Consider the following 20,568-nt stretch of genomic DNA (forward strand, 5'->3'; position numbering starts at 1 on the left):
CGTCATCGTCAAAGTAGACGATTCGATCGAGGTTGCAACGTCGTCGGTGCACTAAGCGCAGTCCGCTCTTATCTTATAGCCAAATGTTCGGTTGGCAAATAGGTCAGCATAAAGCAATCCATGCAGCCAAGACGCGCAAGTGATCGAATCATCCTATTCAGTTGTCCGTTAACGCCGTCTCTCGGTCTGGGATCGCCATCCATCCGAACTTCACCTCATATCATTAAAATAAGGTTGTGCAAATAAGCACTTGTCTAGTATAATCCGTCGCTTCCATGCTTTCAAGGTTTTCCCTACAACGTATGCCAACGGTAAAAGATGGTGAATTTCCTCTTGACGAGCGACTCGACTTGCATTAAATTATTACCAAGTGCAACATATGCACGGCAGTTACAATTGAATATGAGTTGCAATCTTATCAAGAGTAGGTGGAGGGACAAGCCCGATGACACCCGGCAACCGGCGTTAATGACGCGGCGCTCATAGAGCGCAAGCAGCCATTTTCATAACGCACGGTGCTAATTCTTGCAGGAACGGTATGCCCGTTGCTGAGAGATGAGAGAGGCGCATATGTTTATTTTTTAACGCGAAACCTTTCTCGAATGCCGGGGAAGGTTTTTTTTGTAACCTCCTACCTGAATGTCATCATTTAACAATAAACTCGAACCCTACGAAGGAGGAGCGTCACATGCCGATTAAAATACCCGATCATTTGCCGGCGAAAGAAGTTTTAACACAGGAGAACATATTTGTGATGGATGAAACGCGTGCTTACCAGCAAGACATTCGTCCGTTAAAAATTATTATTCTGAATTTGATGCCAGCGAAAGAGACTACGGAGACTCAATTGTTGCGCTTAATCGGAAATACGCCGCTGCAAGTAGATGTGACGCTGCTTCATCCAGCTACACATACTTCTAAAAATACGTCAGCTGAGCATTTATCCAGTTTCTATAAAACGTTTGAAGATATACAGGATCAAAGGTTCGATGGTCTTATTATTACAGGAGCGCCGGTAGAGCAAATGGAATTTGAAGAAGTGAACTACTGGAGTGAGTTATGCCATATTATGGAATGGTCGAAAAAGAAAGTCACGTCCACGTTCCATATTTGTTGGGCTGCTCAAGCAGGATTGTATTATCACTTCGGTGTGCCTAAATATTCGTTGGATCACAAAATATTCGGTGTGTTTCCACACGAGCTGAAAAAAGAAAATGTACAGTTAACTCGCGGATTCGATGAAATGTTTCTTGTCCCACAGTCCCGTCACACTGAATTCCGACAAGAAGATATTGATAAGGTAGCGGAGTTAGAAGTGCTCTCTGCATCGGAAGAATCGGGCGTATATTTAGTTGCTTCAAGAGATGGCAAGCAAATATTCGTAACGGGACATTCCGAATACGATGCCTGTACGTTGCAATGGGAATACGACCGCGATGTTGAAAAAGGAATGGCCATGGATCTGCCGAAAAATTATTTTCCGGGAAATGATCCGACAAAAAGACCGTTTTCGACATGGCGTGCGCATGCGAATTTGTTGTTCTCCAACTGGCTGAACTACTACGTATATCAAGAAACGCCATTTGAATTAGACTATGCTGCTGCTAACAAGGAAGGGGTTATCACACAATGATCGAGCGCGACGAGACAAAATATCGGTTGGAGAGCCGCTTGGCTCAAATCGGTTCTATTCAAGAGCCGAACACAGGTGCAGTCAATTTTCCGATCTACCAGTCAACAGCTTTTCGTCATCCACGGCTTGGGCAAAGTACAGGATTTGATTACATCCGTACGAAAAACCCGACGCGGCAGGTGCTAGAAGACGCGGCTGCTGCTTTGGAGAGCGGTGATGCCGGCTTTGCGTGTAGCAGCGGGATGGCTGCGTTGCAGACTATATTCACCTTGTTCAGTCAAGGTGATCATCTGATTGTGTCGCTAGATTTATACGGTGGCACTTACCGTCTGCTTGAGCGCATCTTATCCCGTTTTGGTATAACTGCTTCTTATGTAGATACAAATGATATGGATGCGTTGGAGTCGGTGCGAACACCGTCAACGAAGGCGGTCATTATTGAAACACCTACGAATCCGCTCATGATGATTACGGACATCGAGAAAGTATCCGCGTGGGCGAAGACGCACGGGTTGCTAACGGTAGTGGACAACACATTGCTTACTCCATTCTTCCAACGTCCGCTGGAATTGGGGGCCGACATTATTATTCATAGCGCAACCAAATATCTTGGTGGGCATAACGACGTGCTAGCTGGACTAATTGTTACGAAAGGCAAAGAGTTGTCTGAACAGATGGCCTTTTTGCACAATTCAATCGGAGCAGTGTTGAGCCCGTCTGATTCCTATCAGCTAATGCGTGGGATGAAGACACTGGCCATTCGGATGGAGCGCCACGAATACAATGCAGAGCGCGTTGCTCGCTGGCTGACAGAGCATCCATCTATTGTTGCCGTCTTCCATCCAGCGCTTGAAGATCATCCGAGCTATGATATCCAGCGTCGGCAATCTTCTGGCAATACAGGCATTTTTTCATTCCGAGTCAAGGACGCTCGCTACGTGGACCCGATTTTGCGACACTTGAAGCTGATTGCGTTTGCAGAAAGCTTAGGTGGGGTAGAGTCACTGATGACGTATCCTGCCGTTCAGACACATGCTGATATTCCGCAGGAAATTCGCGATCAAGTAGGTGTTGACGATCGCCTGTTGCGTTTTTCAGTTGGAATCGAGCATGTAGATGACATTATTGCGGATTTAGAGCAAGCGTTGGAGGCAGCGCATAGAGAGGTGGAGGGGGAACAATAATGAGTCAGAACAAACAATTCGGCACAAAGTTGATTCACTTCGGTGGCGAGATCGACAAGACTACAGGAGCTTCGAGCGTGCCTATTTATCAGGCATCAACCTTTCATCATGAAAATATTTATGAGCCACCGGAATTTGACTATTCCCGTTCAGGTAATCCGACACGCCAAGCGTTGGAAGACTATATCGCAGTATTAGAGGGCGGGAAGCGTGGGTTTGCTTTTTCGTCCGGCATGTCAGCTATCTCTTCGGCCTTTTTGTTACTTTCCGCAGGAGACCATGTCATCGTAACAGAAGATGTATACGGTGGCACGTATCGATTGCTGACGTCGATTTTAAGTCGACTACATATTGAAACGACGTTTGTAGATATGACGAATCTCGATCTCGTTAAAGCTGCGCTGCGACCAAATACGAAAGCCGTATATATGGAAACACCGTCTAACCCGACGCTCAAAATTACGGACATTGCCGCTGTGACAGCATGGGCGAAATCGCATGGCTTGCTCACATTGCTAGACAATACGTTTATGACGCCGTATCACCAACGTCCAATTGAGCTAGGTGTTGATATTGTCTTACACAGTGCGACTAAGTTTTTGGGCGGCCACAGTGATGTGCTGGCAGGACTTGCGGTTACCGCTGATGATGCGCTAGGTCGGCAAGTGAAGCAGTTGCAGAACGGACTTGGCACTGTGCTAGGTGTGCAAGATAGCTGGCTGCTGATTCGTGGCATGAAGACGTTAGAAGCCCGCATGAGCCACAGTGAAACGAGCGCAGCCAAATTAGCGGCGTGGCTTACAGGCCGCAAGGATATTGCGAACGTCTATTACCCAGGTCTGATCGACCACCCTGGGCGAGACATTCACGAAAAGCAATCGCGCGGCTACGGCGCTGTCGTCTCATTTGACGTCGGTTCCGGCGAACGCGCCAAGCAAGTGCTGAACCGCGTTGAGCTGCCGCTTGTCGCGGTCAGCTTAGGCGCGGTCGAGAGCATCCTGTCTTACCCAGCCATGATGTCACATGCCGCAATGCCGCATGAAGTACGTCAAGAGCGCGGCATTACAGACGGATTGCTGCGTTTCTCAGTCGGCTTGGAGCATATTGATGATTTGCTTGCCGACCTTAATCAAGCCCTTTCAGGCTAAGCATTTAAACATGATTTAAACATCACTTATGTATCACCTAAACATGACTTTAACCTCATTGAAACAACGCCCTTCCGGCCTTTATGCTAATTAGATTCGCCACTAATTTGCAAAAAAGCATACCGGAAGGGTGCTGTTGTTTTGACCCAATTTGTGATACGCTTATCAATAGTTTAAACCTAACATGAGAGGAAGTGACTGTGACGATGATGTCACCGGTTGACCGCATATTGGACAAAGCGCTGCGCGGTGAACGTATCGACACGGACGAATGCGTCACGTTGTTTGAATCCGATCAAGTGGAGAAAATGGGCCATGTTGCGAATGAAATGATGAAGAAGTGGCACCCCGATCCGCTTGCAACGTTCGTTATCGGGCGAAACGTCAACTACACGAATATTTGTGATGTGTATTGTCGGTTTTGCGCCTTCTACCGCTCTCCAGGATCGAATGAAGGATACGTACTACCTGATGAAGTTATTTTTCAAAAAATTCAAGAAACCGTTGATGTAGGCGGTACCGAAATATTAATGCAAGGCGGCACGAATCCGAATTTGCCGTTTAGCTACTATACTGATTTGTTGCGTGAAATTAAACGTCGCTTCCCGGACATCACGATGCACTCTTTTTCACCAGCTGAAATATGGAAAATGAAAGAAGTGTCTGACGGTCTTTCATTGGAAGAAGTTGTGCGTCAAATTCACGAGGCAGGTTTGGATTCTTTGCCTGGTGGTGGAGCTGAAATTTTGGATGACCGTACACGTCGCAAGATTAGCCGCCTAAAAGGCTCTTGGCGCGATTGGATGGACGTCATGCAAACCGCTCACAAAGTCGGCATGAATACGACCGCAACGATGGTTATCGGCTTCGGTGAAACGATGGATGAGCGCGCGCTTCATTTGGAGCGTGTACGTACAGCACAAGATGAATGTCTTCAGAATGAATATTCATCAAAAGGTTTCCTTGCCTTTATTCCATGGACGTTCCAGCCAGATAACACACGGATGAAAGCAGAGCGCGTCTCGCCAGAGCAATATTTGAAGACGCTTGCCATTAGCCGGATTTACTTGGATAATATTCCGAACTTCCAAGCTTCATGGGTAACGATGGGGCCGGAAATCGGTAAAAAGACGCTTTCTTTCGGTTGCAACGACTTCGGAAGTACGATGATCGAAGAAAACGTCGTATCTGCTGCTGGTGCTACGCATAAAGTTAATATTGAAAGCATTTTGCGTCTGATTCGTGAGGCAGGCAAAATTCCTGCGCAGCGCGATACGAAATATAACATTCTCCAAGTATTTGACGAGAACAATTCTGCGGTCACACGCGATTTTATTATGCAAAATTAGGACTCATACGTTTAACCAAAACGCACGTCGGAGCACTCCATGCTCTAACGTGCGTTTTTTTGTACCTTCTTTTTTCCAAAAGCGTCTTCGTATATCTATTTCCTCGCTCCCATATACTGAATAAGGAACAGAAAGGAGTGAGTTCATGGAACTGTTCACTGTGTCTATTCCGCAGGCAAAGCAAGATGATGTATTGTGCCTTTTCGAGCTGCTACAGCAAGAATTGGGCGATTTACATACAGAGACGGAAAGTGTAACGCTGGAACACAGCTGTTCAGACCAGCTGGCGTGGATTACGTGCCGTGGCGTACTACCGCATTTTCATTTGGAGCAGCAAGGACATGAAGTGTGGAACCGTACCGCAAGGGCGTTAGCCGAATTTATTTTGGCATATAAGGAACAACCGCTTATTCGTACACTTATCGCTCGTGAGTCCAAATATGATGCAGCAGACCGTGTCAAAGTAGAACGATACTGTATCCAACTGCTGAACGGTACGGATGATACGGGTGGAAAAGAATCGCGAGTCAGGAGAAAAAGCAAGCTTGCGCGTTTGCTACGTACGTATTTAGAGGAACATACGGCGATTAATATCGATGGTTATATTCGATTTCGGTTGGACAGCTATATGAGTGAGCTAAAAGAGGTTGTCGAATATGCGATTGATGAGTTTGTACTTGAGCGACAATATCAAGAATTTATCGGGCTACTTAAATATTTCGTATTTATTCAAGATACGAAAATTCCGTTGGCTCACTTGATGCACAAAGGCGGACATGAGTTTTCGTTGTTGAATGAACAACTTCAACCGCTAGAACCAACGCATGTTGTAGACGGTATGGTCGTTGAAATGATCGATTGCGACATGGAAATGGAGGATATGATCGTAAGTACGCTGATCAATGTGTCGCCGCAAAACATTATTATACATACACGCGAGCCGGAGTCGCAGGTTATTAAGACGATCCAGCAAATTTTTGAATCGCGTGTGCAAGTGTGTGTATATTGCATCTCCTGCCAGCCGTTTTTGAGCGATGAAATTCAGCCGGAGGCTTACCCTTGACCGTTGATTGATTATCGCATATAATATGCCGTATTGAACGATTAGTTGGATACAGGCTATGCGACGATGAAGACATGAATGTCGGACGGAACCGTCCAGAGAGAGGGAACTTGGCTGTAATTCCCTTCGGTGTACACCTACATTTACCCCTTCTGAGCAGTGAATGGGAACCTCAACATAAGCCCACATGAAGATTGATATACGATCGGTGTATGGACTTATAGTTGAACAGTAACATTTACCGCGTCATTCCCGATAACGAATGCTCAAGGATTTCAATACCCTTTGCTTTGATGTACGTGCAGTAGGGATTGCAATCGAATGAGGGTGGAACCACGAGTTTATTTGCGAATAGACACTCGTCCCTTTTTTTAGGGCGGGTGTTTTTTTATTTTGTCATAGTGATTTTGAGGGGGATATTAGAATGTCTATTGTTAAAATTACGTTGCCAGACGGCGCTGTACGCGAATATGAGCGTGGCTCCACGATTGAAGATGTGGCGGCTTCGATTAGCAGCGGTTTGAAAAAGAACGCTTTAGCCGGCAAAATCGACGGTAAAGTCGTTGATTTGTACACGCCGCTTGAGCAAGATGCGAAAGTGGAAATCGTGATGCCGGATTCCGCAGACGGACTTGAAGTGATGCGTCATAGTACAGCTCACTTGATGGCGCAAGCGATTAAGCGCCTGTACAAAGATGCAGACTTAAAGCTGGGTATCGGTCCAGTTATTGAAGATGGTTTCTACTATGACATCGACCTTGACGTGTCTTTGACACCTGAAGATTTGCCGAAAATTGAAAAAGAAATGGATCGCATCGTATCTGAGAACTTGCCGATTAGCCGTCGCGTCGTATCTCGTGATGAAGCTTTGCGCATTTTCGGAGAGTTAGGCGATAACTTGAAGTTGGAGCTTATTAACGATTTGCCAGCAGACGTTGAGCTTACGATTTATGATCAAGGCGAATTTTTCGACTTGTGCCGTGGGCCGCACGTTCCTTCTACAGGCAAGTTGAAAGTGTTCAAGCTGTTGAACTTGGCGGGCGCTTATTGGCGTGGAGATGCTAAAAATAAGATGTTGCAACGTATTTACGGTACAGCATTCCCGAAAAAAGCACAGCTGGACGAGCATTTGCACTTGCTGGAAGAGGCGAAGAAACGCGATCACCGCAAGCTCGGTAAAGAGTTGAAAATTTTCAGCTTCTCGCGTGAAGTTGGACAAGGCTTGCCAATTTGGCTGCCGAATGGTGCTACTTTGCGCCGTACGATGGAGCGCTACATTGTTGATTTGGAAGAGCGTTTGGGCTACAGCCACGTGTACACGCCAGTATTGGCTAACGTAGAGCTATACAAAATTTCCGGCCACTGGGAACATTACAGTGAGGATATGTTCCCGAAAATGGAGATGGACAACGAGGAACTCGTCCTTCGCCCGATGAACTGTCCGCACCATATGATGGTGTATAAGAGTGATCTGCGCAGCTACCGCGAATTGCCGATTCGTATTGCGGAGCTCGGCACGATGCACCGCTACGAAATGTCCGGTGCGCTTACAGGCTTGCACCGTGTACGTGCGATGACATTGAACGATGCGCACATTTTCTGCCGTCCGGATCAAATTAAAGAAGAGTTTGCACGCGTTGTAAACTTGATTCGCCGCGTCTATGACGATTTCGGTATCAAAGACTATCGTTTCCGTTTGTCTTACCGTGATCCGCAAGATACGGAGAAGTATTTCCAAGACGATCAAATGTGGGAAATGTCGCAACGTATGCTGCGCGAAGTGGTAGAAGAGCTTGGCTTGGACTTCTATGAAGCAGAAGGCGAAGCAGCATTCTATGGTCCGAAGCTTGACGTTCAAATTAAGACAGCGCTTGGCAAAGAAGAGACGTTGTCCACAGCACAGCTTGATTTCTTGCTGCCAGAACGCTTCCAGCTTGAATACGTGGGCGATGATGGACAGAAGCATCGTCCGGTCGTTATTCACCGCGGTATTATCAGTACGATGGAGCGTATGACTGCGTTCTTGCTGGAGAACTTTGCAGGCGCATTGCCGCTCTGGTTGTCACCGATTCAAGCGAAGATTATTCCGGTATCGCCTACTTACGAAGCGTATGCAAAAGAAGTAGAAGAAGCGATGAAGGAAGCGGGCATCCGTGTGGAAGCTGACTTGCGCAATGAGAAGCTCGGCTACAAAATTCGCGAAGCACAGCTTGAGAAAATGTCGTACATGCTCGTTGTCGGTGAGAACGAGAAAAATAATGGCGCTGTCTCCGTGCGTAAACGTGGAGAGGGCGACCTCGGAATTCAGCCGCTTGCTGATGTGATTGCGAAGCTGCAAGAAGAAATTCGCAGCCGTCACGTTGCACAAGCGACGAAACCCGAATCCAACGAAAAATAATCGTGGTTAACATGGCGTGCTTACTGGGAACGGTGAGCACGCCATTTTTTTGTCCTTTTTTGCTCAGGTGCTTGGCGTTGTAGGCTGGACAGGAAAACGTGTATAAAAGGCGAATAAGTAGGATGGGTCAAAAAATGCATGAGCATGTCAAGGGGGAACATTGATGAATAAGCGGCATGAAGTTTTATTTAACCAGCTTGATTTTTCCCGGAAAGTGACTTTAGATATTGTGGAGTTCATCACCGAAGAGCAAGCCAACATCATACCAACAGGATTCAACAACAATATCCGTTGGAATTTAGGCCACATTTTCGTCGATCAATATTTATGGATTCAGCATTTAACCAAAGAACGGATCGAGATTCCAGATGGGTACTTGGAATGGTTTAATTACGGGACTAGCCCAGCGAATTGGGATTCATCAATACCTGACTTGCAAACGCTTACTCAGTTGCTCGAGCAGCAACCTGCATTCATTCGGGCAACTTATGCCGAACGGTTGGAACAAACATTTTCAGAAACCGAACTAGGGATGAATACCATTTCTCAAGTATTAGTTCGAACCATTTATCACGAAGGGCTACATACTGGGGCCATTCAAGCGTTACGCAAATTTGTGTAAGTGGCATAGTAATATGAATAATAAACCATTTAACGGGGTAACCTTCCCTCTAGGAAACAAACCATATGTTAACAAATCGTTAACCAGGGAAGGAACGTTACATTTAACATGAGATCACATGAGCAAACGAAGTATACGACCACGCACAACATGAACGTGTCACGATTTAAAGTTATGACGGCGCTGTTCATGACCGCTATGATTTGTTTAGTTATTGGCACGGCTTCAGCCTCTGCCGCCTCTACGGTTCATGTAAAGCCAGATGCGAAAGCAAAAACGGTGCCAGTTAACGGGCAGGCTGCCAATAACGGGCGAACGTGGCAATCGTATATGGACCAAGCTTTTGCGCCCGTAAATCAGCTAGTACTCGACAAGGTCCATGTCATTGCCACTGGCTATACAGCAGGTATTGAATCAACAGGCAAAAGGCCAGGGCATCCTGAGTACGGAATTACGTATTCAGGTGTAAAAGTGCGTCGTGGGTACGTGTCTACGATAGCGGCTGACTTAAAGGAGTTCCCGCTAGGTTCTATCTTGTATATCCCTGATTACGGATATGGGGTAGTTGCGGATATTGGTGGCAAAATTAAAGGTAAAAAAATTGATTTATATTTTGATACGACGAAGCAAGTATTTAACCAATGGGGAAAAAAAGAGGTTGAAGTTCAGTTGATTAAACGTGGTAATGGCAAATTGACGGAGCAAATGTTCAAGCAATTAAATGAAGCCGTGTTTAAGCATGGTGGTGTACCAAAATCCATGCTTTAAAAAGGCGGATGACCGCATAATTACATGAGTAGCTTGGTGCAGCAGTTGGGTTAACCTGCTAAGAGCACCATCGCATAAACACATTAGAGACATCGCATAATAGTTGTTGTGGAAATGACCTTTCCCAAATAAACAATGTCTGCACGATGATGCAGGTGTTGATGCGGAGGTGTTATGCGATGGCTAGACGTAACAACAGATCTGGTGCAAATCAAGCAGGTGCTCAAACAGGTGCTCACGTAGGTGCTTCACAGGGATTTGCGAACCAAAACGAATTCGCTAACGAACAATTCGGAGCGGAATTTGCTGAAGAAGCAGGTGCTGCGGGTACTGCAGGTATTGCAGGTGCTAGTGCTCGAAATAAAGCATCACAGAATTCGGCCTCTAACTCGCAACAGTAAGCTTGTGTATGGAGATGATTGATGTAGCTTTCGTGTGGCATTCAGCCTGCGTGAGAGGCAACATGAACGACCGCCTTTGTAGGGCGGTCGTTTTTGTGTGTACAAATATGAATTTATTCCCACATCCTCCGCCTCTAGACCGATATACAAATACTTCCGTCGCCACTAGCATGAAATGCCAGTTTTCTTTACACTGAAGCTAGAAGATGAAGAAGACGAAGTTCAGCGAAATGGAGGGTGTTTTATGGTTAAAGGCACACGATGGCTCGGTGGTTTGGGCTTGATTATGTTAGGTATCTTTTTTATGCTTAAGCAACTAAATATTATCGATATTGAACTGGCAGATCTATTCCGGACATTCTGGCCGGTTTTCCTTCTTGTGTATGGATGTTATATGTTAGTCAAAAGAGTGTGGTGGTCCATTTTAGTTCTTATTATCGGAGCCTACTTATTATTACGTAATTTAGGACTGGTCACATACTCACTAGGCGATATCATACCGTTTCTGCTTCCCGTTGGCCTCGTTGCGCTCGGTATTTCTTTTTTGCTGAAGCCTAAAAATAACACAGATTTTAGTGTGTCACCGTACCCGAATGTATACAAAGACGATATGGGTATGCATGATGTTTACGGTAATCCCGAAATGGCTGCAGATAATTGGATGAAGGATAATCCATATACCACCCCACCCATTAAACTTAAGAAGTCGAGTTTTCTAGGTAATATTCAGCTTGGCAAAGAATACTGGGAGCTCAAGCCGCTCGATGTTAGTCAATTTATCGGGGATACGATAATCGATTTGACGAGAGCACAAATTCCTTACGGTAAAACGGATATTAACATCTCCTCTTTTATTGGGGATGTCAAAGTATTTCTTCCTTATGATATGGATTTAGGGCTTAACATCACGACATCTGCTGTCATCGGAGAGGTGAATGTGCTAGGGGAAAAGAAGGAAGGGATAGGAAATACGGGAAGTATGACTACTCCACATTTTTATGAGACAGGCAAAAAAATACATATTTCGATCAATACGTTAATCGGTACCGTAAAAGTTACACGGGTAGGTTAAGCATGATTACGCGTTGGATTCGCAGCACAGATAGTACAAAATGGGAACTACTCTTATCGTTCATTGTTGTCGGTTGCCTAACTATCATTGGATTATGGTTTGCCTTAGATAACGTACTTGTCGATGATAATTGGTGGATGTACGTCGTCGTTCTTATTTTATCGATAGCATTGATCGCCGGTTATGTAACGGGGTTGAGGATACAGCGTCGTTTAGATGTGCTGCAAGAGCATATGATGCAAGTAACGAAAGGGAATTGGTCGGTTCGAATACCGGTTCAGGACAGCAACGGCTTCAGTCCATTGTACGAGGACTTTAATAACATGATTAACGAAATTGAACCGAAGCTACACTTGCTGCAAAAATTGTCGGAACAAGATGTAATGGAGCGTGATCAGGAACGCGAGGCGGTTATCGTAGAAGAACGTCGGCGATTGGCGCGTGATTTGCACGATACCGTCAGTCAGCAATTGTTCGCGCTGCATATGGCATCATCATCACTACCTAAGGTGATGGATTTGGATGAGCAAAGGGCGCGTATTTTGGTCGAGCAGCTTATTCAAATGTCGCATACGGCCCAACGGCAAATGCGGGTGTTAATTGCGCAGCTGAGGCCGTTGGAGTTGAATGGACATACCTTGCAAGAGGCATTGCAGCAATGGTTTCCCGATTATTGCCGCCAAAATGGACTGCAAGGCAAGATTGAGGTTGACGTTCGAACGAACTTGTCCGAAGCGAAGGAATATCAATGCTTTCTCATGATTCAAGAAGCAATGGCCAATGTGGTCAAGCACGCCCGAGCTAGACAAGTTACGCTAACGCTGCACGAAACGCAGCGGCAAGTTGTATTGGTGGTAGCTGACGATGGCATCGGGTTCGATTTACAGTCAGCTAGAGGAACAGGCAGCTACGGTTTACTGACGATGCGTGAAAGAGTCGATAAATTAGGGGGCCATTTGGACCTTATTAGTCAATCAGGAGCGGGGACGACAATTCGCGCTTACATTCCTTTATTTGAAGAGATTGCGCTTGTTGAAGATACAGAGCTGGGCATGGATTCCGACTAGGGGGAAAGTTCAATGGGGCAGTCGATTAAAGTGTTTCTTGTTGATGATCACGAAATGGTTCGTCTTGGCTTAAAAACGTATCTCATGCTAGATCCTGAGATCGAGATCGTTGGCGAAGCGAGCGGTGGGCTGCATGCGATACAGGAGATAGCCCAATTAGCAGCCAAGCAGCAATTGCCTGATCTTGTGCTTATGGATTTAATGATGCCCGAGATAAGCGGAGTAGAGGCTACGCGGCAGTTGGTGCAGCAGTATGCCGATTTGAAAATTATGATGCTTACCAGCTTTATGGAAGATGAGCAAGTCGTAGAAGCGATACAAGCAGGAGCTGTTAGCTACGTTCTAAAAACCGTATCTGCAGATGAACTTGTAAGCGCTTTGCGGAGTGTCGTTCGTGGGATGCCCGTAATGAGCGGCGACGTATCACAAGCGCTGACACGCGGCTTGCGCAAGCTGGCAGCACAGCCGATTCGTGACGGGATTACGGAGCGGGAGATGGAAGTGCTGCTACTTATTTCAGAGGGGAAGTCCAATAGTGACATTGCCGATGAGCTGCACATTAGCATTAAGACCGTAAAAACACATGTATCCAACTTATTAATGAAATGTGAACTGCAAGATCGAACACAGCTTGCAGTGTTGGCGTTTCGAAAAGGGTGGGCTAAGAGTGGTTAAAGGACATGCATTTCGTCTATCCTATAGCTACAGTCTAAATAGAGCGCTTGAGCGACGAGGGTGAACATTTGAATGCAGTCTTTACATAGTACGGTGTCAAATCAAATATTTCGTATCCAAGAGGTAACGGAAGCTTTGGAACCACTTGGGTTTTCGATCGGTGGTAATTGGAGCTATGAGGGCGGAAGTTATGATTGCCCGTTAAACGATGATCATACGCTATGGCTGCGTATCCCGTTTAAAGCGTTGGAGAATGTTTATGACAATGAAGTGGATGACGGCGAGGGACATATTCGGTTGCTGGAGCCAATCGTTCTCAAGCATGTGTATTGCGAAGGAAATGATAAGACAGCAGGCGCGCCAATGTTGAGCGCAGTAGTCAATCAATTTCAAGCGCCTGCTAACGTTGATGCTGAGCTGTCTGCTGACGATGTGGGCAAAGCTCGTCATCGTTTAGCAGAGGCTGAACGTAGACTTGGTTAGCTGTTTGGAGTAAGTGAAGTCAACCACAAACTGATGTGGTTGGCTTTTTTTATGGAATGTTATCGAAGTTTATAACCTTTTATTTTGTATTATCCTTTTTTTAAGGTAAGTTTAAGGTTTATAGTTCAAGATAAACATATAGAACATAGACGCCAAGACGAAACGTCAACAACATCGCATTCGTCTTGCTAGACAAACAGGATATATCAATTGGGAGGTAAATGTATATGGAAGAGCAACGCAAATCTTATCCTTCATCCGGTACGGGTGACCTTAATACAACTGATCATGTGAGCAATGAAACGAAGCAAGAGGAAGCCGTTCAGGCATCAAGTTCGAAAGTGACAGATTCACAAGCGAACGAGAAAGGGTCGCCTTATTATTATTCGTACGGCCCATACCAGTCCGCCAATCGAAGCCAAACACCAGACACGACTACATCAGTAGACACTGGTGGGCATAAGAGTCAAGTGCAAGTGACGCCACCAGCTCCAGTCAAGCCGTTACCTTTCTCTAGCTCGACACGCCAAGTCGGGCCAAGCGGAGAACATTATGGACGCGGAGAAGCAGGGGCAGTTGGCCAGATGCAGGCCGATGCCAATGCATCTAGTTATATGGGGCAAGGGGAGCATGTTCAAGCGCCTCCGTTTCAAGGGAACTGGAAGTATAATGAAGGAAATAAGCGTCGAAGCACGTCATTCCGTACGGTATTTGCTTCATTTTTAGCCGGAATGCTCGTTATTAGCGCACTTATGTATACAGCGGATCGGACGAATCTATTTACGGGCGGCGAAGCGATTGCAGGTGGAGGGAACACAAGTGCTCCAGAGGCGGTAATGACCAATAATCCAGGCACACCATTCCCAGATGGCGCTCCAAGTGTAGCGGAGGTTGCGAAGCAGTCCAGCCCAGCAGTCGTTAAGATTGAAACGATGGCCAAAGCGGGCAGCAATAAAAGCGCAAATCCTTGGATGAATGATCCGTTCTTCCGTGAGTTCTTTGGAGATTCGTATGATAGCGGACGTAATTCAGGATCGCAGTCGGAAATGCAGCCACTCGGTTCTGGTACAGGTTTTATTTTTGATAAAAGTGGATATATTTTAACGAATGAACACGTGATTGCAGGTGGGGAACTGATTCAGGTTACGGTGCAAGGCTATGATAAGCCGCTCACTGCTAAGTTGCTCGGCCATAGCAAAGATTTGGATTTGGCAGTACTGAAGATTGAAGGCGAAGGCAACTTCCCAACACTACCTATGGGCAACTCTGATGCGACGCAAGTCGGTGATTGGCTTGTTGCAATCGGAAACCCACGTGGATTCGACCACACGGTTACAGTTGGCGTACTAAGCCAGCGCGGACGTACGATTGCGATCGATGATAACGGAACCACACGAGAGTACAAGAACTTGATGCAAACAGACGCATCTATTAATCCAGGTAACTCTGGTGGCCCGCTCTTGAATATGAAAGGCGAAGTTGTCGGTATGAACGTAGCTGTCAGCCGTCAGGCACAAGGTATTGGCTTTGCCATTCCGTCGAACACGATTGCAAAAGTGGTTGAAGATTTAAAAGCGAACAAAGAAATTCCGAAGGAGCCGACTCCGTTTATTGGCGCAACGTTGCGAACGGTAACCAAAGACTTGACGGAGCAACTTGGTATTAAATACGAAGAAGGTTCCATGGTTCAAGAGGTGATGTTCGGTACACCTGCTTATGAGGCGGATGTACGTCCTTACGATATCATTACAGGTATGAATGGAACGAAGTATGGCACGAGTCAAGAGCTGATTGAAGCGATTCAAACGAAAAAAGTTGGTGAAGAAGTAACGTTTCAAGTTGTGCGTAACGACAAAAAAATCGACTTGAAAGCTAAAATCGGTGACCGCAACAAGTATGAAAATAAGCGCCGTTAGTTGCTAAGTAACTGGGCTAGGCAATTGGAATTACAGGAAGAAGGATGAGGAAAGGGGAGCGAGAATTGCCAAGCAGTTCTTTGCTTCCCTTTCGTATGATACGATTACGGTTATAATAAGATATATAACAATTGGGGTAGTTGGAAAGAGAAGGTGGAGGAGAGCGTTATGAGATCAAACATTTTAATTATTGATGATGATGAAAAAATAACGTCGATGCTGCGTCGCGGTCTCGTCTTTGAAGGCTATGAAGTGCGTACTGCTGCTAATGGAGCGGAAGGGTTGCGAGAAATGATGATTCGCGAGCCGGAGCTTGTCATTTTAGATGTGATGATGCCTGAGGTAGACGGTTGGGAAGTATGCCGTCGGATGCGTGAAGCGGGCAGTACAGTGCCTGTATTAATGCTTACGGCCAAAGATGAAGTGCAGGATCGGGTGAAAGGACTCGACACGGGCGCGGATGACTACTTGGTCAAACCTTTCGCCCTTGAAGAATTGCTAGCGCGTGTGCGGGCATTGCTGCGACGTCGTTCGGAAGGTGAAGGCGGAGGTCATCGTTTGACATTTGAAGATATTCTGATGGATTTGCATACACGGGAAGTGAAGCGTGACGGTCAGGCAGTTGAATTAACGGCCAAAGAGTTCGAGTTGCTACATTTGTTTATGCAAAACCCGAGGCGTGTCCTGTCACGCGATGTCATTATGGAAAAAATATGGGGTTACGATTATAGTGGTGAATCCAACGTACTCGAAGTTTATATTGCGATGCTTCGACAAAAAACAGAAGAGCATGGCGGCAAGCGCATCATTATGACGATACGCGGCACAGGCTATGTGCTGAGAGGAGACTCATAACGAATGTCGATTCGTCTGCGACTGACTGTTTGGTATTCAGCGCTGCTTGCATTTACCTTATTTCTGTTCGGCGTTGCGATTTACGCCTTTGCGGATTACAACGTATATAAAGAAGTGAAAAATGATCTTGAGCAACAATTGGATAAACTCCCGATCTACTCGGAGGGAGATTTGTGGAGCGGGCTGAATTTTGAGCTTCCGCAATCCGATGTGTTGCGGTTAGAGTATGAGCAGTTGTTCGTACAAATTGTTAATTTTACAAACGGTCAAGTGAAAGGAAGCTCTAATCTGTACGACAACGATATTCAGCTTAAGACGCCGCGTAAAGCAGGTGAAATTAAGTCGGGATTTCGTAAAGAGTTCGACAAGGGGTACGAGTTTGTCGTTCTAGAAAAAGCGCTCGAAAGAAAAGGTGGACAAATTGTCGGGGCTATTCAAGTCGCTCGTTATACGGGAGTAGAAGGCCGTTTTATTCGCGAGTTAAAAAGCGTATTAATTATTTCTTCGATGGTGACGGTTGTGTTAGCGTTCTCGTTGGGATTGTTTCTTGCGCAAAAATCGTTGCGTCCGATTGAAAATATTATTCGCGCCACGGATCGTATTCAAAAGGGAGCCGATCTAAGTGTGCGTATTCGTAGAGAAGGGCCGCCAGAAGACGAGATCGGTCAGCTTACGGATACGATAAATAACATGCTAGGTCGAATGGAAACGTTCTACAATGAATTGGACGAAGCTTATCGAGCGCAGCGTCGCTTCGTATCAGATGCTTCTCATGAGTTGCGTACGCCGCTCACGACGATTCGAGGAAATGTAGATCTCCTCGAAAAAATGTGGATTAATGAAGCGAAAACGTTGCCTTTTACCGAAAATGAACGTAATCAGATGTCGATGGAAGCGTTAAGTGATATCGCGGATGAATCGCGGCGTATGAGTCGACTCATCAATGATATGTTATCGCTGGCACGGGCAGATGCGGGCGCTTTAATGGAAAAATCGCCGCAGGACATCAAATTGCTGGTGGAAGAAGTTGTGCGCCGAGCGCAGTTTTTGCCGCGCAAGGCAGAGTGGGTCATAGGAGATACAGCTGCTTTGGAAGGTGCTGTCGTGCACGGGAATAAAGATTATTTGCAGCAAATGCTCTTTATTTTTATCGAAAATGCGTTCAAATACACACAGGCAGGTACGGTTAGCTTGGAAGCGATCAGGCAAGACAATCAAGTTGGTTTGAAAGTGCAAGATACAGGCATGGGCATGAACGAGCGTGAAGTGCCTTATATTTTCGAACGCTTTTATCGTGCGGATGTTTCAAGGGGTGTCACTTCAGGCACAGGCCTTGGCTTGTCCATTGCGAAGTGGATTATTGATGAGCACCGCGGATCGGTCGAAGTCATGACTCAACCTGAACAAGGTACGACGTTCATCATATGGCTGCCGCTTACAGTTGTCGACGAGGCAAACCTTCATCCGGTATAATAGGTAAGGGTAGATTACTTAACTCTAGATTCGTATTAGAACGGTTAAGAATGCTATAATGTAGAGTAGGCGAACATGAAGAAAGCAGGTGGCTTGATGGAAGTCATGAAAATTACACCGCGCGGTTACTGCTACGGGGTAGTTGATGCAATGAAATTAGCACAATTGACGGCGCGTAATTTGGATTTACCACGTCCGATTTATATATTAGGCATGATCGTGCACAATAGCCACGTTACAGATGCGTTTGAAAATGAAGGCATTATTACACTTGATGGGCCAAATCGCATGGAAATTTTGGAACAAATTGAATCGGGAACGGTTATTTTTACTGCTCACGGCGTGTCTCCTGAAGTTCGTCGCAAAGCGCGCGATAAAGGATTGACGACGGTGGATGCGACGTGCCCTGACGTAACGCGTACGCATGATCTGATTCGTGAGAAGACTGACGACGGCTATGAGGTCATCTATATCGGCAAAAAAGGTCACCCTGAGCCTGAAGGGGCAATTGGTGTAGCACCTGATAAAGTTCATCTTATTGAGCAGGAAGCAGAAATTGAACAGTTGTCAATTGATGCAGAGCGTATCATCATTACGAATCAAACGACAATGAGCCAGTGGGACATTAAGCACATTATGAACAGGCTTATTGCGAAGTATCCAGGGGCCGAAATTCATAACGAAATCTGCATGGCTACGCAAGATCGTCAACATGCCGTTGCCGAACAAGCTGGGCAGGTTGAGCTTGTTATTGTTGTCGGAGATCCGCGCAGTAACAATTCCAATCGCTTAGCTCAAGTGTCTGAGGAAATTGCCGGAACGCCAGCATACCGGATTTCCGACTTGAGTGAGCTTAAGCTTGAGTGGTTGCAAGGCATTAATAAAGTAGGTGTTACGTCCGGTGCCTCGACACCGACGCCTCTCACGAAGGAAGTTGTTGCTTTCTTAGAACAGTATGATCCGAATGATGAAAGTACGTGGGAGTTAAAACGGACAGTGAATATGGCGAAGTTGCTGCCAGTAGTGCGCGAGAAAAGAGCGTAAGCTGGATAAGTTAAAATAAATATGATAGCCACCTGTATCGAACAGCGTTAGCTGGGAAACAGGTGGTTTTATTATATTTGTGCGGTGACGTCGAACTAGACTGCGTAGCAAAGTTGCGAAGCTAAGTTACGGAATTCAGTGCGAAATTAAGTTGTGAAAGGTCTTGACGAACGAGCTCATATTCAAGTATAGTTACTTTAACGAATGAAAGCTTAAAAGCGTATAAGCGTCTTAGTGTGAAAGTGATGAAATATAAAATAATGAACAGCATAGATATTGCTGACGAAAGGATGAAAGTCATGATTGTTATCGTATCGAACAATACGACAGAAGAGCGGATTTCAGCTATTATCGGTGTCATTGAAAGTGCAGGATTACAAGTACACGTCTCCCGTGGTGCAGACCGTACGGTTATCGGTATTGTAGGCAAAGCTGAACCGAAGCTTGCTGAACATTTGCGCCAAATGAAAGACGTTGAAAGTGTAGTCAAAATTACGAAGTCTTACAAATTGGCAAGTCGTGACTTCCATCCCGAAGATACGATTATTGATATCCGTGGCGTGAAAATAGGTGGGGACAACCTTGTTATCATGGGAGGACCGTGCGCGGTAGAAACGCCAGAACAAATTGATGAGACTGCCCGTCTTGTTAAAGCTGCGGGTGGTCAGGTGCTGCGTGGAGGTGCATTTAAGCCACGTACCGGTCCGTACAGCTTCCAAGGTGTTGGTGTGGAAGGTCTAGTTATGATGGCTGAAGCGGGTAAGAAGCATGACCTGCTGACAATAACGGAAGTTATGACACCTGAATATGTAGATATTTGTGCAGAATACGCAGATATTTTGCAGGTCGGCACACGTAATATGCAGAACTTTGATTTGCTGCGCAAGCTGGGTGAGTGCGGCAAGCCTGTTCTATTGAAGCGCGGTTTTAGCGCGACATACGATGAGTGGTTGAATGCAGCGGAATATATTTTGGCTGGAGGCAACCCGAATGTAATGCTGTGTGAGCGTGGTGTGCGGACGTTTGAGACCTACACGCGCAATACACTTGATTTGACTGCTATTCCGGTCATGAAGCAGCTAAGCCATTTACCGGTCATTTCTGATCCTAGCCACGGGACAGGCAGACGTGAGTTGGTAGAACCGATGTCCAAAGCTTCCGTTGCCGCAGGAGCGGACGGACTCATTATTGAAATGCATACCGATCCAGACAATTCCATGACTGGCGACGGTGTACAATCCTTGTTCCCTGATCAATTTGCTGCTTTGTTGCGTGATTTTGAGCAGATGGCACCATTATTCGGGAAAACCTTTAATACGGTGAAGCAACCCGCGGAACACTTTTTGACATGGAAAAAGTAAAAATTGAATAATTTTTTCTAATTGAACCTTGCTAGACATACTTTTGGGTATGTTTG

19 protein-coding genes and 1 riboswitch are annotated in these 20,568 nt (G+C 45.9%); of the genes, 18 read left to right on the forward strand and 1 reads right to left on the reverse strand.

What is annotated here, in order from left to right; genetic code table 11:
• Window positions 1-68: 68 nt before the first annotated feature.
• Entirely contained in the window at window positions 69-203 is a 135-nt protein-coding gene (locus KIK04_RS24225; RefSeq protein WP_269670956.1) for a hypothetical protein, read from the reverse strand.
• Between the two features lie 209 nt (window positions 204-412).
• Window positions 413-562, forward strand: a riboswitch (SAM riboswitch).
• Window positions 563-688: 126 nt separating this feature from the next.
• Between KIK04_RS24225 and metA the strand changes: the two genes are divergently transcribed.
• The 18 genes from metA (at window position 689) to aroF (ending at window position 20,512) form a co-directional block, all read left to right on the forward strand.
• Window positions 689-1,633, forward strand: a complete 945-nt coding sequence (metA, locus tag KIK04_RS16795; RefSeq protein ID WP_232274761.1) for a homoserine O-acetyltransferase MetA — start codon at window positions 689-691, stop codon at window positions 1,631-1,633.
• Complete coding sequence (locus KIK04_RS16800) at window positions 1,630-2,817, forward strand: aminotransferase class I/II-fold pyridoxal phosphate-dependent enzyme (RefSeq protein ID WP_232274762.1); 1,188 nt, start codon at window positions 1,630-1,632, stop codon at window positions 2,815-2,817. The genes metA and KIK04_RS16800 overlap by 4 nt, the downstream gene beginning before the upstream one ends.
• The gene (locus KIK04_RS16805) at window positions 2,817-3,965 is read left to right on the forward strand and encodes a PLP-dependent transferase (RefSeq protein WP_232274763.1); all 1,149 of its coding nucleotides are present in this window, start codon (window positions 2,817-2,819) and stop codon (window positions 3,963-3,965) included. The genes KIK04_RS16800 and KIK04_RS16805 overlap by 1 nt, the downstream gene beginning before the upstream one ends.
• A gap of 209 nt (window positions 3,966-4,174) precedes the next feature.
• Complete coding sequence (gene mqnC, locus KIK04_RS16810; RefSeq protein ID WP_232278782.1) at window positions 4,175-5,314, forward strand: cyclic dehypoxanthinyl futalosine synthase; 1,140 nt, start codon at window positions 4,175-4,177, stop codon at window positions 5,312-5,314.
• A 145-nt stretch (window positions 5,315-5,459) separates the two neighbouring features.
• Entirely contained in the window at window positions 5,460-6,377 is a 918-nt protein-coding gene (ytxC, locus tag KIK04_RS16815) for a putative sporulation protein YtxC (RefSeq protein ID WP_232274764.1), read from the forward strand.
• Between the two features lie 424 nt (window positions 6,378-6,801).
• A complete protein-coding gene (gene thrS / locus KIK04_RS16820; RefSeq protein WP_232274765.1) occupies window positions 6,802-8,775 on the forward strand; it encodes a threonine--tRNA ligase in 1,974 nt (657 codons plus the stop codon).
• A 163-nt stretch (window positions 8,776-8,938) separates the two neighbouring features.
• Complete coding sequence (locus tag KIK04_RS16825; RefSeq protein WP_232274766.1) at window positions 8,939-9,397, forward strand: DinB family protein; 459 nt, start codon at window positions 8,939-8,941, stop codon at window positions 9,395-9,397.
• 108 nt (window positions 9,398-9,505) lie between these two features.
• Window positions 9,506-10,165: a 3D domain-containing protein gene (locus KIK04_RS24460; RefSeq protein ID WP_442951097.1), complete on the forward strand. Its 660-nt coding sequence runs from the start codon at window positions 9,506-9,508 to the stop codon at window positions 10,163-10,165.
• A 179-nt stretch (window positions 10,166-10,344) separates the two neighbouring features.
• Window positions 10,345-10,566, forward strand: coding sequence for a hypothetical protein (locus tag KIK04_RS16835; protein ID WP_232274767.1), 222 nt, complete (start codon window positions 10,345-10,347; stop codon window positions 10,564-10,566).
• Window positions 10,567-10,810: 244 nt separating this feature from the next.
• Window positions 10,811-11,638 (forward strand): cell wall-active antibiotics response protein LiaF, encoded by an 828-nt coding sequence (liaF, locus tag KIK04_RS16840; RefSeq protein WP_232274768.1) that lies wholly within the window; start codon window positions 10,811-10,813, stop codon window positions 11,636-11,638.
• 2 nt (window positions 11,639-11,640) lie between these two features.
• Complete coding sequence (locus KIK04_RS16845; protein WP_232274769.1) at window positions 11,641-12,705, forward strand: HAMP domain-containing sensor histidine kinase; 1,065 nt, start codon at window positions 11,641-11,643, stop codon at window positions 12,703-12,705.
• 12 nt (window positions 12,706-12,717) lie between these two features.
• Window positions 12,718-13,380, forward strand: coding sequence for a response regulator (locus tag KIK04_RS16850; RefSeq protein WP_232274770.1), 663 nt, complete (start codon window positions 12,718-12,720; stop codon window positions 13,378-13,380).
• 93 nt (window positions 13,381-13,473) lie between these two features.
• Window positions 13,474-13,863 (forward strand): YugN family protein, encoded by a 390-nt coding sequence (locus tag KIK04_RS16855; RefSeq protein ID WP_232274771.1) that lies wholly within the window; start codon window positions 13,474-13,476, stop codon window positions 13,861-13,863.
• Window positions 13,864-14,090: 227 nt separating this feature from the next.
• A complete protein-coding gene (locus KIK04_RS16860; protein ID WP_232274772.1) occupies window positions 14,091-15,779 on the forward strand; it encodes a S1C family serine protease in 1,689 nt (562 codons plus the stop codon).
• 168 nt (window positions 15,780-15,947) lie between these two features.
• On the forward strand, window positions 15,948-16,634 hold the full coding sequence (locus KIK04_RS16865; protein ID WP_232274773.1) for a response regulator transcription factor: 687 nt from the start codon (window positions 15,948-15,950) through the stop codon (window positions 16,632-16,634).
• Window positions 16,635-16,637: 3 nt separating this feature from the next.
• On the forward strand, window positions 16,638-18,107 hold the full coding sequence (locus KIK04_RS16870; RefSeq protein WP_232274774.1) for a sensor histidine kinase: 1,470 nt from the start codon (window positions 16,638-16,640) through the stop codon (window positions 18,105-18,107).
• A gap of 96 nt (window positions 18,108-18,203) precedes the next feature.
• On the forward strand, window positions 18,204-19,151 hold the full coding sequence (locus KIK04_RS16875) for a 4-hydroxy-3-methylbut-2-enyl diphosphate reductase (protein WP_232278783.1): 948 nt from the start codon (window positions 18,204-18,206) through the stop codon (window positions 19,149-19,151).
• Between the two features lie 299 nt (window positions 19,152-19,450).
• Window positions 19,451-20,512, forward strand: coding sequence for a 3-deoxy-7-phosphoheptulonate synthase (gene aroF, locus KIK04_RS16880; protein ID WP_232278784.1), 1,062 nt, complete (start codon window positions 19,451-19,453; stop codon window positions 20,510-20,512).
• Window positions 20,513-20,568 lie beyond the last annotated feature (56 nt).

It is taken from the genome of Paenibacillus sp. 481, assembly GCF_021223605.1.
Lineage (GTDB): Bacteria > Bacillota > Bacilli > Paenibacillales > Paenibacillaceae > Paenibacillus_B.

What these genes read in the sequence shown, in the direction of transcription:
- KIK04_RS24225 (WP_269670956.1), bottom strand. Translation starts at nt 203, where the DNA reads ATGGATGGCGATCCCAGACCGAGAGACGGCGTTAACGGACAACTGAAT.
- metA (WP_232274761.1), top strand. Translation starts at nt 689, where the DNA reads ATGCCGATTAAAATACCCGATCATTTGCCGGCGAAAGAAGTTTTAACA.
- KIK04_RS16800 (WP_232274762.1), top strand. Translation starts at nt 1,630, where the DNA reads ATGATCGAGCGCGACGAGACAAAATATCGGTTGGAGAGCCGCTTGGCT.
- KIK04_RS16805 (WP_232274763.1), top strand. Translation starts at nt 2,817, where the DNA reads ATGAGTCAGAACAAACAATTCGGCACAAAGTTGATTCACTTCGGTGGC.
- mqnC (WP_232278782.1), top strand. Translation starts at nt 4,175, where the DNA reads ATGTCACCGGTTGACCGCATATTGGACAAAGCGCTGCGCGGTGAACGT.
- ytxC (WP_232274764.1), top strand. Translation starts at nt 5,460, where the DNA reads ATGGAACTGTTCACTGTGTCTATTCCGCAGGCAAAGCAAGATGATGTA.
- thrS (WP_232274765.1), top strand. Translation starts at nt 6,802, where the DNA reads ATGTCTATTGTTAAAATTACGTTGCCAGACGGCGCTGTACGCGAATAT.
- KIK04_RS16825 (WP_232274766.1), top strand. Translation starts at nt 8,939, where the DNA reads ATGAATAAGCGGCATGAAGTTTTATTTAACCAGCTTGATTTTTCCCGG.
- KIK04_RS24460 (WP_442951097.1), top strand. Translation starts at nt 9,506, where the DNA reads ATGAGATCACATGAGCAAACGAAGTATACGACCACGCACAACATGAAC.
- KIK04_RS16835 (WP_232274767.1), top strand. Translation starts at nt 10,345, where the DNA reads ATGGCTAGACGTAACAACAGATCTGGTGCAAATCAAGCAGGTGCTCAA.
- liaF (WP_232274768.1), top strand. Translation starts at nt 10,811, where the DNA reads ATGGTTAAAGGCACACGATGGCTCGGTGGTTTGGGCTTGATTATGTTA.
- KIK04_RS16845 (WP_232274769.1), top strand. Translation starts at nt 11,641, where the DNA reads ATGATTACGCGTTGGATTCGCAGCACAGATAGTACAAAATGGGAACTA.
- KIK04_RS16850 (WP_232274770.1), top strand. Translation starts at nt 12,718, where the DNA reads ATGGGGCAGTCGATTAAAGTGTTTCTTGTTGATGATCACGAAATGGTT.
- KIK04_RS16860 (WP_232274772.1), top strand. Translation starts at nt 14,091, where the DNA reads ATGGAAGAGCAACGCAAATCTTATCCTTCATCCGGTACGGGTGACCTT.
- KIK04_RS16865 (WP_232274773.1), top strand. Translation starts at nt 15,948, where the DNA reads ATGAGATCAAACATTTTAATTATTGATGATGATGAAAAAATAACGTCG.
- KIK04_RS16870 (WP_232274774.1), top strand. Translation starts at nt 16,638, where the DNA reads ATGTCGATTCGTCTGCGACTGACTGTTTGGTATTCAGCGCTGCTTGCA.
- KIK04_RS16875 (WP_232278783.1), top strand. Translation starts at nt 18,204, where the DNA reads ATGGAAGTCATGAAAATTACACCGCGCGGTTACTGCTACGGGGTAGTT.
- aroF (WP_232278784.1), top strand. Translation starts at nt 19,451, where the DNA reads ATGATTGTTATCGTATCGAACAATACGACAGAAGAGCGGATTTCAGCT.